Here is a 14,914-nt window from a genome sequence, read left to right as displayed (position 1 = left end):
GGTTTGTTGGATTTTATTAGGGTTAGATTTTGAATGGGTTATTTCGTGGTATAAACATAGTTGAACCGTCCTCCGGGCGCGGTGTCTCCGTTGACGTAGAAGTCCATGATGTTGCCGTTTTCCTGCATGTTGTCGTTCCATTTGAATTCGATATCGACGTCGTCGCCCGTGAGGTTCATCAGTTGTTTTGCGATAGCCAGTTCGAGCTTGTTGCCGTTGACGGCGAACTTGCTCTCGCCGACGGCTTCCCATTCCCATCGTCCGCCGACGTTCTTTTCGATCACGGCTTTTTTACCGTGCGGGCTGGTGCGGTTGACGATCAGGTCGTATCCGTTCCATCCGGTCGTTTTGTCGCGGTCGACGTCGATCAGCAGCATCATCCAGTTGCGGTCGGTCGCCGGGGTCAGCTTGTCGGCGGTTTCGACGTAGAAGTAGACGTTGTCGGCGTCGCGTGCCACTTTTGCGCCGACGATGTCGTTGCGGCCCGAATTATTTTCATAAACGTTTCCTCCGTATCCTTTGTGCCGCCGGTGCATCGTATTGCCTTTGTACGATGCGAAGTAGGGAGCCACGTCGTCCCATCCGTCGGCTTTGCCGATCTTGATCGTTTGGGGCGCCGAAGCCTTTTCGGGCGGAGTCATCCCCTTGAATTTTCGGATGTTGTCGACCAGTTGCAGGTAATATACGTCTCCTTTGTCGCCCCATCCGGCGTTCGGCTCGATATCGCGGCTGCAATTCCAGTCGTACTGATCGGGGAATCCCATATAATAAGGCCTGTGGGGCGGCCAATCGGCGACTCGGCCGGCGATGTATTCGTTCCATCCGGTGACGAACACCAGTTCCGGGTCGAGCTCAAGCGCGCGGTTCCACTGCTCCTGGAAATTCCATCCGTACAGATAGCCGTCCACGCGCGGGTCGAATCCTTTCAGCATACTGAAATTCCGCCCGAAAGTTTCCGGCTCGTTGAAAGAGCAAAAACGGCCTCCGCTGGCGAAACAGGCGTTTTGGGCCACTCCGACGGGCACTTCTTCGTAACCTCCTTCCGGTAGCGGCGCATATCCGTTCTGCGGGTAGAGCTCCAGCCATCCCCAGTTATCTTTTCGCTGCGGGCCGTTCACATAGTCGGGCTGTCCGGGACGGAAGGTGAAGAAATCGGCGATTTCACGGTCTTCAGGCGTATCGCCGAGGTCTTCCGGCCGTGCCATGATGCACGGCTTTCCTTTCCAGACGAACCACAGTTCCCGGTGCCGTCCCGGTTTATAGATGTCTTCGTAGAGCATGTGCAACTGCGGGCCGCCGTATTCCGGCGAACCGAACGGCAGCATGAATGCGATCTTCGGGGCTTTGACGCCGTCTTTTAGCGCTTCGGACCATACCTCCATCAGTACGTCGTAGGATTCTTTCCAGGTCAGTGTCAGGTTCGTACAGTCGAAAAAAACGACGTCGATCCCTGCGTCGGCCAGCATCTCGGCGTGTTTACGCAACACCCACGGGTCGGTCGTTTTATAGTATCCGAAAAGGGGTTGCTCCCAGTAGTACCGGCCCGGATTATTCCAGGCCGGATCGTCGAACGAGCGGATCGCTTCCGGGTGTTCGCGGAGTATCTCGGTCGTGTTGTTGACCTGGCTGCCCGGGGGCATGTCGTAGATGTGCCACGTCCAGTAGAACATGGCGACGAACTTATCTTTTTTGCGTTCCCCGGTTTCCCCGTATTCCCGAACTTTGCGTCCGAGCGCATCGGTCGCCGCCCAGAAATCGCTGTTTACGGATTGGGCCGCCGTGTTGCCGGCAAGTGCGAGACAGATTCCCGCGCATAGCGTGACACAAAGCAGATAGGTTTTCATAATCAGTCGTTTGGACACCCGATCGGTTTGGTTTTTGTTGCAAACACAACATTTTCTGCCTGAAAACGGTCTGCGTTTGCAGGCAAAAATCGTCCTGTTACGTATATTTTGAGCTACAAATACCTCAATAAAGACAAAGTAAACAAATTTTTCAGACTTTCCCGGCGGTTTATGCGTTTTATTTGCAAATTATTTCGCATGGGATCGTTTGTGCTCTTCCTTCCATTTCTCTTTGTAGTCTTTCGGACTCACCCCGAAATATTTTTTGAATGCGGTCGAGAAATGGGACTGTGTGCCGAATCCGGTCTGGTCGGAAATTTCGGCGATGCTCAGATTTCCTTCGAGGATCAGTTTGGCCGCTTTTTTCATTTTGAAATTCCGGACGTAATCGTTCGGAGCCAGGCCGGTTAGGCTTTTCATTTTGCGGTAAAAACTGGTTCGGCTGAAACCCAATTCGACGGCGATCACGTTGATGTTGATATCCGGATTTTCGATGCTTTTGTCGATGAACGAATGCAATTTTTCCATGAAACGTTGGTCGATCTCCGGCAGGTTTCCCGGTATCCGGTCGTTGTCCCCGAAAGGTTCCTCCTGCTCGGCGTGCAGACCTTTGTCGCTGAAATAGGCTTTCAGCCGGTCCCTGTTGTTCGTTTGGCTGTGGATGACCGAAATCAGGTGGTCGGCGCGGAACGGTTTGTTAATATAGGCGTCGGCGCCGCAGTTGTATCCTTCGATCCGCTCTTCGATCCGGTTCTTGGCCGTCAGCAGGATGAAAATGGTATGGCTGAGTTGCGGATCGTTTTTAATGGTTTTACACAGGGCGATCCCGTCCATTTCGGGCATCCGGATGTCGCTGATGATCATTTCCGGCATCTGTTCCCTGGCCATCTGGACGCCTTCCGTTCCGTTATAGGCGTGCAGTAGATCGTATTCGATGTGCAGAATTTCGTGCAGCAGCGTGTGAATCTGCGGGTCGTCCTCCACGATCAGTATCGTGCGTCCTTTGGGGGGCGAGGGCGTTTGAACGACGGGCGTGTCGAAATCCGCTCCGTCGGATTTTGTATTTTCAGGAAGGTTTCCGGGCGTCTGCTGTTCGAAAATTTCGTCGGCCGGGAACGCCTCTCTACCGATTGGGATCACGAAACTCATAATCAGACCTTCCGTTTCGGAGAAGACGGCTTTTATCGATCCTTTCTGTCGGCAGACGAGCATTTTGGTGTAGTGGAGGCCGATGCCGCTTCCCGGAGTCTCTTCCGTACTTTCCGTATTTTCCAACCGCCTGAACCGGTCGAAGATGTGTTCCAATTGCTGCGGATCGATTGTTTTGCAGGAGTTCACGACTCGAAACTCCAGACATTCGGAACCGGGGGCGTCAAATTCGGGATACCGGTCGACCGCAGTGTTCCGGTCGATTTTCCGAAAGTCGATCGAAATACGACCTTGCCGGGGAGTGTATTTTACCGCGTTCGAAACGAGGTTGGTCAGTATTTTTTCGAGCACGTCTTCATCCGTGTAGATTTGCAGGGAGTCTTCCGTCAGGTGCAGCGAATAATCGATCTCTTTGGTATGGGCGCTGAAACGGAACGAGCCGGCCACATTCCGGATGAGCGGCACGATATCCGTTTGCATGATGTGCAACGGGATCGTTTCGTTACCCATCCGGCTGAAATCCAGCAATTGGTTGACCAGTCGCAGCAGCCGGTTGGAGTTGTAGGACAGAGTCGTTATCAGTTTATGCTCGTTGTCTTCGTTCAGCGCGCCATGCGCCAGCAGTTCGATGTTTCCGTTGATCAGGGTCAGCGGAGTCCGTAATTCGTGGGAGATGTTTCCGTAAAAGTCGATTTTCTGCTGGTTGATCTCCTGTTCGTGGAGTCGCTGTTTTTCGGAGAGGGCGAGCGCTTTTTTATTGTATTTCGTCCTGAAATACAGCTTGGTGACCGTAATAATGAAGGCCAGAACCAGCAGGATATACAGGGCGTAGGCCCAGCCCGTCAGCCATGGGGAAGCTTTTATCCGGATATCGATCCCGGTTTCCGGACTCCATTCCCCGTCCCCGTTCTGCACTTTGAGTTTGAACCGGTACTCTCCCGGCGGAACGTTCGCATAAGAGGCCCGCTTGTTGTTTCCCGCCTCTACCCAGTCTTTATCGAGACCGTCCAGTTTATACGCATAACGAAGTTTGTCCGAGTAATTGTAGTCGATGCCTGCGTAGTCGATACTGAATGAATTTTGCCAGTGGTTCAACGTGATCTTCCGCTCGTAAGCGATGCTTTTGCCGATCGGAGCGTGCTTGCCGCCCGGAGTGACGCTCCGGTTCTGAATCTTAATGTCTTCCAATACGACGGATGGATGGTATCCGTTTTGCTTGACGTCGTTCGGATTGAAACAGTCGGTTCCCAAATTTCCACCGATGTAGATCAGCCCGTCGGATGCGGTCAGCATCGCTCGTTCGAAAAACTGGGTGTTGTTCAGTCCGTCGGTTTCGTTGAAATTACGGAACCGTTTCGTTTTGGGATCGAACCGTGACAGCCCGTTGGAGGTGGCGAGCCAGATACGTCCGTTTCCGTCTTCGGTCAGGGCCAGGATGTCGTTGCTCGGAAGTCCCTCCGTGTAGGTGTACTTTGTGATTTTCCGTGTTTTCGGATCGTATTCGAGCAGCCCTTTGTTGTAGCTTCCGATCCATAGGGAGCCGTTTTCGGATCGGCGGATATCGGTACATGCGTTCAACGCGTGCATGTTGGCGAACTGACCCTCCGGGATCAACGGTTCCGGTTCGAAATCGCGGTGATCGATCGTGAAAACATTTTGCCCGTAGGCGGCGTAAACGATCTGATCGGCTTTATAGGGCTGGATCGTGGTGACCGTCACATTTTTTACGACCTGCGAAGGCTCGGCCGTCACATTTTGACCGAAAAAATAAAGTCCGGAGAATCCCCCCGCCCAGATATTGCCCGACAGATCCTGTCCGATCGCCGTGATCGGCCCGAAATTTTGCAGCGTCGTAATTTCCGAAAATCCGGACGCGTTGAGCTGTCCCACGATCAGGTTACGTCCCGTACTGATCCATATCCTGTTTTGAGAGTCGCAAAACAGGGCCCGTATCGAGTTGTTGCGGATTGAAGCCAATGCAGGATGGTTGTTCTTTGTGAGATTTTTTACGGAACCGTTTTTCGAATAGCAATAGAGTCCGTCGTATTTGGAGCCGAACCAGATCCGGCCGAACCTTTTGTCTTCGCAAACGACGGTTACCGATTTCCCGTTCAGTGTGACCGAAGATATTTCCGGATGGTTGAACGTATTTTCCGCGGCGTTGACTTTGACGATGCCCTGTTCGAAAGTCCCGAGCCATAGATTTCCCTGCTTGTCTTTCAATGCACAGGTGATGTCGTTGTTTTGATCGTTTTTTTCGCTTTTTACCGGGATGACGGCTATTTCGCCTGTACTGATGCAATATTTATATGCATAATGCGTTGATGTGATGATGTAATTATTCTTGTCTATCAGTTTAATGCTGTTTATTTTTGCGGCAGATAGCTCCGGGTGTTTCCGTATGGATGGCGGAACGGAGGTCAGTTTCCTTCCTTTGATACTGTAAGCGAGTATTCCCTGGTCGGTTCCTATCCATATCTGTGAATCGCCGAATTTGGACAGGCAGTTGATTTCGATATAATCCGGGAGCGTGTACAATTCTGCCGTCTGGTCGTCGATGTTGTATCTGCCGAGCGCCGATCCGGTAGAGTATCCGATCCATAGATTCTGTAAGTCGTCTATAAACAGGGTATGCGCCCGTTGGGAAGCCCGGTTGCCGAACGGGAGGGGCATCGGAGACAAAATGCCCGTCGTGCGGTTCATTTTGAGAATTCCGTTGCTGTAAGTCGCGATCCATAAATTACCGGTGGAATCTTCGGCGAGATCGGTTACGAAGTATTCGTCTTGTCCGTTACTGATGGTATAGGGTGTTATTTTGTCGATGGTTAGATCGTATTTACTTAATCCCCTGGATGTCGCTATCCATAGATTTCCCGTTTTGTCCAAATGCAACCTGTTGATCCGGCTGGATTGGATAGACGTTTCGGGAGCCGATTCGTCCCGGAATAATTGCGCGTATTCATAGCCGTTGTACCGGTCTACACCGCGGGCCGTCGCAATCCAGAGATACCCCAGGGAATCCTGACAGATATCCCGTATCTGAAGGTTTGAGATCCGGGGTGAAAAATGAAAATTTTGTTGGGCTTTTACATCCGTTTTTGACGTTATAAAAGCAAAAACGGACGTAAATAATAAAATGTATCTGCAATTCATCGTTGAAGGTTTCGGCAATTTCATATTCTTGATAGCACAAAAATAATCATTCTTTGATAATTTTTTCGTTTTTGTTTCAAAAAACATTTTATCCTTTTATATATTATTGTTAATAAGAGTTTTATGGATTATGCTTTTGACCAGAATTTAAATGAATATAGCCCGCATGGGTACAAGAATGAACAGTTTTTGAAAAAAATTGAAACAAATGAGTCTATTATTAGCTAATATTTGTAGAATTTCGTGCTATCGGAATTTTCTATAAAAATACGCGGGGAAAATTTGGTAAAACAAGAAAATTAAACCTAAATTTTTATCTATGAACAAAACATTACTTTACTTCAAGACATGGATGAAGGCAACAGGACGCAATCTGGTCAGTGCGAAGGTGCTGAGCCTGGTTGTTTTGTTGTCGGCAGTTCCATACGCGGCTTTCTCTGGCAATGGGAGCCTATCTGAAGTTTCGGAGTCTATGCAGGCTGGAACTCAGACTGTTTCAGGTACCGTTCAGGATCAGGATGGCACTCCCCTGATCGGTGTGACGGTTACTTCGAGTCCGTCGAACGGCGTGGTGACCGACGTGAACGGTAAGTTTACGATCAAAGTTCCCTCGGGAGCCGAGTTGACATTCAGCTATCTGGGCTATAAGACAGTGAAAGTGAAAGTTGGCGCTCGTACCACGATCAACGTGAAGATGGAAAGCGATTCTCAGCAGCTCGAAGAGCAAGTCGTGGTCGGTTACGGGACTCAGAAGAAAGTTTCCGTGGTTGCCTCCATATCGTCGGTTAACAGCAAGGAACTTCGTCAGAGTTCTTCGCCGAACTTGGCCAACGCGTTGGCCGGACGTCTGGCCGGTCTGACCTCGTTGCAGTCCGGTGGTTCTCAGCCGGGTTTCGACGATGCCGACCTGTATCTGCGTGGGGCTTCCACTACGAACGGTACGAGACCGCTGATCCTGATTGACGGTGTGCCTCGTGACAATATCCGTACGTTGGATGCAAACGAGGTCGCTACGGTTTCCGTGCTGAAGGACGCCGCGGCTACCGCCGTATACGGTGTGCGTGGCGCGAACGGTGTGATCCTGATCACGACCAAGCGTGGCGAAGTAGGACAGACTAAGTTGGATATCTCTTTCGACCAGAGTTTCCAGGCGTTCACGCGCGAGCCGGAAAGGGTTGATTCGTGGGAATTTATGACTTTGCGTAACGAAGCGAACCGGAACGACGGTATGAACGAAGAATATTCCGGAAAGATGATTTCCCGTTCGTTGAATCCGTTGATGGGGCTGGATCCGAACGATCCGGATTATGCATTGAAAGCGGCCAGAAGGCATTATATGTATCCTAACCACGACTGGTATCGTGAAATTTTCAAAAAATGGTCGCCTCAGAGTCGTGTGAACATCAATATCAGCGGCGGTACCGAAAAGCTGCAATATTTTGTAAATGCCAGCTATTTGCATCAGGGTGGTAACTTGCATACGGAACCGAAAAGCAAGCTCGGCTACGATCCTCAGGCAAGGATGACCCGTTACAGCTTCCGTTCGAACTTGGACTATAACATCACGAAGAACTTCAAGGCTTTCCTGAATTTGGGTAGCTACATTGAAAAAGTGGGCATGCCCGGTACTACGACTTACGGCGGAGACAATAAATGGATGATCCGTGACCTTATCCACTGTACGGTAGGTATGAAGCCGATGACCGTAGGTCCTACCACTCCCGATGCGTCTCTGGGCTACGATGTAATTCCGGATAAAGTGATCCGTCCGGTCGAAACCGACCGTTCGCCTTTCGAATCCGTAAACCGTAAAGGTTACCGGGATGAAACCAGAACGAACCTGAATGCGTCTATCGGAGGCGAGTGGAATATGACCTTTATCACCAAAGGTTTGTCTTTGAAAGGTATGGCTTCGTTCGATGCCGTAGCCAATACGATTCTGGGCGGCGACATTACGGAAATGTCTTTCGCAACTTCGGTTGATGAAGATAACGACCAGATCTATTTTGCGGCCGACCGCGAATTGAACGGTACGTTGAGCCTGAGCAAGAGCGGTTATACCAATTATACGGTCAACCTGCAGGGATCGTTGAATTATAGCAGAACTTTTGGCAAGCACGACGTAGGCGCCATGATTTTGGTACAGCGTGATTTTTGGGAAACCAACGGCGCTCCGCTTAACATGCCTTATAATATGATGGGTATGGCTGCCCGCGTTACTTACGGCTTCGATAACCGTTATCTGTTAGACGCCAATATGGGTTACAACGGTTCCGAGCAGTTCTCTCCGAAAAATCGGTTCGGTTTCTTCCCCTCTTTTGCAGTGGGTTGGGTTGTTTCCAATGAAAATTTCCTGAAAGGCAATAAAGTCATCACCAATTTGAAGTTGAGAGCTTCTTACGGTAAAGTAGGTAGCGATAAGATCGGAGACAACCGTTTCCTTTATTTGAGCAATCATACTTATTCTTCAAGTGGCGGCGTTGCCGTCGGCGGTTACGGTACGATCTATGAGAATCGTCCGGGTAACTACAACCTGCAGTGGGAGGTTTCCAAGAAACAGAACTACGGTATCGATCTCCAGTTGTGGAGCGATTGGTCGATTACTTTCGACTACTTTATCGAACAGCGTTCGAAGATCCTGAAGACCCAGGGAATGGCTCCGCAGTTTGCGGGTGTGCCCCAGTGGCCTTACTTGAACCTCGGCGTGGTGGATAACTCGGGTTATGAACTCGAAATTAACTACAACAAGTCTTTCAACAAGGATCTGTTCCTCTCTGTAAAGGGTAATTTCAGTTATAACCACAATAAAGTGAAATTCTGGGATGAAGTGCCTTATGCGGACGGTTATTATTACAAGTACCGTACTACGGGGCAGTCGCTCGATCAGACTTTCGGTTACAAGATCGACTGGAGCAACGGCAACGGGTATTTCAATACTCAGGAAGAATTGGACAAGTATACGGAAGGATATGTAGACGAGAACGGCGTCGAACACAAGGGAATTACTTACAACCTTTCTACGGCTCCCCAGTTGGGCGACTTCAAGTACATCGACCAGAACGGGGACGGAATCATCGACGAAAAAGACCGGGTGCCCATCGGTTACACGAAAGTGCCGCGCGTATCTTACGGTCTCAACGTTTCTCTTAATTACAAATGGTTCGACTTTACGGTCTTCCTTCAGGGGGTAGGTAAATATTCGAGCTATTACAGCGGTCAGGGTGTGTACGAGAACATCTATCAGGGTACTTTCTTCAAGTATCACAAAACCGCTTGGACCGCCGAACGTTATGCTGCCGGGCAGAAGATCACTTATCCGAGATTGTCTACCGGAGAAACCTGCTCGAAGATCCAAAATGATTTCTTCGTAATGGACCGTGCTTTTATCCGTCTTAAAGCAATCGAATTGGGTTATACTTTGCCGTCGAATGCTCTGCGTGCAATCGGTATTAATAAATTGAGAGTGTATTTCCGCGGTGATAACCTGGTTACGTGGGATCGTCTGAGAACAAGTACGACAGACCCCGAACAAACGGACCAGATCGGTTATCCTATCGTGAAGACGTTCAACTTTGGATTTAACGTAACATTCTAAGCTACTAAAATTCTCATTATGAAAGTGAAATATATATTTTTATCAGCTATAGCGTCGGTCGTTGCATTGAGTTCGTGCTCGGACGCTTTGGATATGGCTCCGGCTGGTTACATCGACATGTCCACGATATGGAAGGATAACGATAGAGTCGGGGCTTACCTGAATGCTATTTACAGTGGAAGTTATGTTACAGACAAAGGAATCGGACAGTGGTATTTTACTACCAATACTCCGGTTGCCATGTCGGATGATGCGTGGGATGCGGACGCAGAAGTAGAAACGGGATTATATTCGGCTCAGGCTTATAATGGAGTGGCTTCGGCCAGCAACCATCCGTTGTTAAGAAGCGGTAATATCAGTTGGGGCAATCTGTATGAAGGCGTGCGTAAATGCAATATCTTTTTGACTCATATCGATTCGGCAACGGTTACCGAAGAGAAGAACCGCGCCCGTTGGAAAGCCGAGGCTTATTTGTTGCGGGCTTATTTCTATGCGGAATTGATTCGTTATTTCGGTTCGATGGCTCCGCTTATAAAGACTGCCACTGCTTATACGGATGATTTTGAACAATATGCGATTAAATCTACTTACCGTGAGTTGGTCGAGTCTATCATTGCCGATTGCGATTCGGCGCTGGCGGAACCGGCAGTTCCTTGGAGAATTACTACCGGCGGAGAATCGAACCGGGTAACGAAAGCGTTGGCTTGCGCTCTTAAGTCCCGTTATTCGCTTTATGCCGCCAGCCCGCTGAACGCGACGAATGCGCTGGATGCGATGACTTGGGAAGAGGCCTATCAGATCAATAAGGAAGCGTTGGCTAGTTTGCGTGAGAACAGCTATGAACTTTATAAAACGTGCAAGAATCCGTCCGAATACGATGTATTCGCTACCAAAGGGCAGGTGAAATGGAAAAAAGGTTCCGACGCTGCGGCGGCAATGCATGAATATTTCTGTTCAACATTGAGTTATGATGCGAATCCGAACGATAAGGAGACGATTTGGCAAGATCGTGGCGCCCGCGGTGATATGTGGTTTATCAACGGAATCGGTTTCCAGGGATATTATAAGTGCGGATTGACGCCGACGCAGGAACTGGTCGATCAGTATGAAAATGTAAAATACAACAGCAGTACTGCCTTGGAAAGTTATCCGGTTGTCGATTTGGCGTTGCCTTACCGGGATAATACGCATTTGAAACCGAATTTTAATCCTGAAAATACGATTTTCGATCAGGTTTCGAATCCTTATGGGGACAGGGATCCGCGTTTCTACGTAACGGTCGTTTACAATGAGTGTGTTCGTACCGCCTTCTGGAAAAACGAAGAGATCGACGGTCGTTCGGGAGTTCATTATGTCGGAAATGCCATCCGTTCCAAAACGATCTGGACGAATAAGGAAGACGATTACACCGGTATCCATAGCAGTCGTCGTCAGAGAACGCGTACCGGTTACTATCTCAATAAATACTTGAAGCCGTCCGAAGGAGAGAACGCAGGCGGTAGTGTAAAGTATAAAATTTTCCGTTTGGCCGAAATTATTCTGAATACTGCCGAATGCGCTATTAATGCCGGTCATATCCAGGAAGGTATGACGTTGGTCAATGAAATCAGAGACCGCGCGGGGATGCCGGCTTGGCCGACAAGTCTTACGCAGGACGAAGCTCTGTTGTATCTGAAACATGAACGCCGTGTCGAAATGGCGATGGAGGATACCCGTTTGGACGATATGCGTCGTTGGCAGAGGCCCGACGGAGATATGTCGGATTATCAGTGGCCGACGGCTATGGAGATTTCATGGTTGGGCGATGATAAGGAAGGTAAGCCGATGTATACTTACACTCGTAAGCATATTCGGAACTCTCCCCGCCGTTGTTATTCCAATAAGTGGTTGTGGGTGCCCATTCCGTTGAGCGATCAGAATCGGTTGGAAACTTTGACCGGACATGCATGGCAAAATCCCGGATGGTAGTATTTACGGGTTGTGTAAACGATTAAATGATAAATAATATGAGACATAAAGTAAATATTAAAATAGCGCTGTTGCTCACATGCATGTTTTTGAGTGCATTCGGGGCTAAAATCAGTGCGCAGTCGTCAACCGTCTATACCATCAAGGGTGTCGTAACGGACGAGTTTGGCAAGCCGCTGTCCGGAGTGGTCGTTAATTCCGAGACGGGAAAGAACGGAACTTCGACAGATATTGAAGGCTCCTATATGCTGACAGTGGACGATGGGAGTAAGGATATCGTTTTTTCTTATCTCGGTTATAAAGATAAGAAGGTGGCCATCGCAGAGAAGGAAACAATCGATGCGAAATTGGAACCCGACGCTTTGAAAAGCGATGAGATTATCGACATGGGTTTCGTTCAGCAACGGCGGGGAGCAATCTCCGGAGCTGTTAGTTCCGTGAAAGGAACTCCGATAGAAGCCGCTCCCGTTTCGAGTTTCGGTGCTGCTATGAACGGTTTTGTGACCAACTTGATGGTACGGCAGAACAATTATGTGCTTGGTAATGAAACGGTCAGTATGTTGATCCGCGGCGCTTCGAATCCGCAGAATGGGTGGCAGACCCCGTTGATTATGATCGATGGCGTGATGTCTTCTTATAATAGTAACGATGTTTTGCGCTATCTGACTGCAAAAGAGGTCGAATCGATTACTTTGTTGAAAGATGCTTCTACGCAGGCTTTGTACGGGGTTAAGGGAAATGCCGGCGTGCTCGTGATTACGACGAAACGAGGAAAGAAAGGGCCGGTTCGGATCGATGTTTCTTATGATCAGTCTGTACAGCAACCGACGATCTCTCCGAGGTTTTACCATTCTTGGGAGTATGCTACGTTTAAAAATGAAGCTACCTATAACGATAACCCGAGTCTGGGTAAAACGCCTGTTTATTCGCCTGTCGATATCGCCAATTATATCTCCGGAGAAAACAGGGAGTTGTATCCGGATAACAACTGGCGCGATATGTTCTATAAGAAGTTGACCACCATGTCCCGGGCCAATATAAACGTTACCGGTGGTTCGGATAAGTTTACCTATTTCACTCAGGTGAATTTCATGCACCAGGGAGGTCAGTTTAAGACGACTAATGAACGTTATAAGTCAGGATTCAATACCAACTGGTTCAATTACCGTACGAACGTGGATATCAAGGTGAACAAATACCTAAGTTCATACCTGCGGTTGAGCGGTAACGTAAGACGCGACCGCGCTCCCGGAAGCGATGCCTTTTATAACGCGCAGCAGGGATTATATGAAGATATGTATTGGCGCGGAGCGAATATTTACGGTCCTTTGACGCCTGCCGTATATGATCAGGCGACCGGAGAGATGTTGGATCCGGGAGGAAAGTTGGTCGTTGAAGAGAAGAATACTTATTCGATTTACGGAGTGTTGAACCGGATGGGTTATAATAAGGCTACTTCCGTGAACATCAATTCCCAGTTCGGATTGGATCTGGATCTGAGTTTCGTGACCAAAGGGTTGAAATTAGGCGGATATATCGCTTACCAGACTTATGGTTACAATTCTCTTACCGCTATTCAGAGCAATGAACTTGTTAAGAGGAAAACGACCGACGATCCGTCCGTACTCGCTTTCGAAACGATCGGTACGACGAAAGATTCCGAACTGAGTTACGGGAAAGGTTATTCTTCTTACTATCATTTGGATTATCGGGCTTATTTGGATTATCAGCGTACTTTTGGAAAACATAATGTACAGGCTACCGCTTTTATTTATTACCAGAACCTGTCTAAGGCGGATATGGGGTCTTCCAATAATGTTTTGCCTTTCAATACGGTGTTGTCCGGCGTCGAGGCTGCCTATGGTTATGACAACCGTTATTTCGTAAAAGTCGATCTGGGTTATTCTGCGACCGAGCAGTTCGCTCCCGATCGCCGTTGGATCGCTACGCCCGCTATTTCCGGCGCGTGGAATCTGGCGAACGAACATTTTATGAAAAATGTGAAATGGCTGAACGAGTTTAAAATCCGTGCTTCTTACGGACGTACTGCCGAGGACGATTTGCAGAACGGACGTCATGGTTACTTGGATGAGAACCAGTTTGGTACTGGCGGTTCGGTTCCCGTGTTGGCTTATTCTACATGGGAAAATAAAAAGGGATATGCTTTGCTTCAGGCACAAACGATGCTCAAACAAAATTACGGTATCGACGTAGGATTGTTCAACGGGTTTACGTTCTCTTTCGACTATTTCAAAGAACGGATGGATAATATGCTGATCCATGCGACCTCGACGATTCCGAGTTATCAGGGTATTCCCATCAACAATTATCCTGCTACGCAAGTCGGTGTTTACGAGAACAAAGGTTATGATCTGTCGGCTAACTACTACAAACGGATCAATGCGGACTGGAGTTTTAACGTAGGCGGTTGGGTTAGCTATGCCCGTAATAAGGTTATTTACAAAGACGAAACCGAACTGGGTGAAAGCTATTCTTACAGACGTAAAGAGGAAGGATTCCCGCTCGGAACTTCTTTCGGATTGATGGTTGATTATAGCAACGGTAATGGTTATTTTAATTCGCAGGAAGAAATCGATCGTTACGAATGTACTTACGGATGGAACATGCCTTCTCCCAGGGTCGGCGATTTGATCTTCAAGGATATAAACGGAGACTATATCATCGATGAGAAAGATCAGGTTCCTTTCGGATACGGTGGCATACCGCAGGTATTCTACGCTTTCAATGGCGGATTCAAATACAAGAATCTGGAGTTTAGCTTCCTTTTCCAGGGCGTAGCCAGAACGGGGGGATTCGAAAGCAGTACATGGCATCTTAACTACGAAGGGATCTATACCCGGTTGCATGAAGGCGCTTGGACGCCTGAAAGGTATGCCGCAGGGAAAGAGATTACGGCTCCGGCTTTGTCCAATAGTCAGACCTCGAGCGATATGCGTAATAATTCCTATAACTGGAACGACCGGGCATTCCTTCGGTTGAAGAATGTGGAGATCGCTTATACATTGCCGTTGAATGTATCGAAGAAGATTTCTGCGGATAAAATTCGGTTCTCGCTTAGCGGACAGAACCTGGTTACCTGGGGCCGCATGAAAAACAAGGATATTGAACCGGAATACGGCGGTTTGTATACCATTCCTGCCTACCGTGTTTATAACGTAGGTGTCAGCGTTCTTTTCTAACCAGT

The 14,914-nt window shown here is 48.7% G+C and carries 5 protein-coding genes and 1 pseudogene; 3 read left to right on the top strand and 3 right to left on the bottom strand.

Annotated elements, in window-relative coordinates:
- Positions 1–38: 38 nt before the first annotated feature.
- The 3 genes and pseudogenes from PGR91_RS02030 to PGR91_RS13555 form a co-directional block, all read right to left on the bottom strand.
- Positions 39–1,844: a hypothetical protein gene (locus PGR91_RS02030; protein ID WP_259336695.1), complete on the bottom strand. Its 1,806-nt coding sequence runs from the start codon at positions 1,842–1,844 to the stop codon at positions 39–41.
- A 189-nt stretch (positions 1,845–2,033) separates the two neighbouring features.
- Positions 2,034–5,879, bottom strand: a complete 3,846-nt coding sequence (locus tag PGR91_RS02025) for a two-component regulator propeller domain-containing protein (protein WP_259336694.1) — start codon at positions 5,877–5,879, stop codon at positions 2,034–2,036.
- 105 nt (positions 5,880–5,984) lie between these two features.
- Positions 5,985–6,146: pseudogene (locus PGR91_RS13555) on the bottom strand (two-component regulator propeller domain-containing protein); the annotation flags it as partial.
- 319 nt (positions 6,147–6,465) lie between these two features.
- Here PGR91_RS13555 and PGR91_RS02020 point away from each other — a divergent pair.
- From PGR91_RS02020 to PGR91_RS02010, 3 genes are read left to right on the top strand one after another with little or no spacing between them, the layout of a single operon-like run.
- Positions 6,466–9,741 (top strand): SusC/RagA family TonB-linked outer membrane protein, encoded by a 3,276-nt coding sequence (locus tag PGR91_RS02020; protein WP_259336693.1) that lies wholly within the window; start codon positions 6,466–6,468, stop codon positions 9,739–9,741.
- An 18-nt stretch (positions 9,742–9,759) separates the two neighbouring features.
- A complete protein-coding gene (locus PGR91_RS02015) occupies positions 9,760–11,709 on the top strand; it encodes a RagB/SusD family nutrient uptake outer membrane protein (RefSeq protein ID WP_055202765.1) in 1,950 nt (649 codons plus the stop codon).
- Positions 11,710–11,747: 38 nt separating this feature from the next.
- The gene (locus PGR91_RS02010; RefSeq protein WP_182424194.1) at positions 11,748–14,909 is read left to right on the top strand and encodes a SusC/RagA family TonB-linked outer membrane protein; all 3,162 of its coding nucleotides are present in this window, start codon (positions 11,748–11,750) and stop codon (positions 14,907–14,909) included.
- The last annotated feature ends 5 nt before the right edge of the window (positions 14,910–14,914 follow it).

The sequence above is a fragment of the Candidatus Alistipes pullistercoris genome (assembly GCF_027665465.1).
Taxonomy (GTDB): Bacteria; Bacteroidota; Bacteroidia; order Bacteroidales; family Rikenellaceae; genus Alistipes_A; species Alistipes_A hominis.
The sequence above is the reverse complement of the archived record's forward strand: the minus strand, read 5'-3'. Positions and strand labels throughout refer to the sequence as shown.

What these genes read in the sequence shown, in the direction of transcription:
- PGR91_RS02020 (WP_259336693.1), top strand. Translation starts at nt 6,466, where the DNA reads ATGAACAAAACATTACTTTACTTCAAGACATGGATGAAGGCAACAGGA.
- PGR91_RS02010 (WP_182424194.1), top strand. Translation starts at nt 11,748, where the DNA reads ATGAGACATAAAGTAAATATTAAAATAGCGCTGTTGCTCACATGCATG.
- PGR91_RS02015 (WP_055202765.1), top strand. Translation starts at nt 9,760, where the DNA reads ATGAAAGTGAAATATATATTTTTATCAGCTATAGCGTCGGTCGTTGCA.
- PGR91_RS02030 (WP_259336695.1), bottom strand. Translation starts at nt 1,844, where the DNA reads ATGAAAACCTATCTGCTTTGTGTCACGCTATGCGCGGGAATCTGTCTC.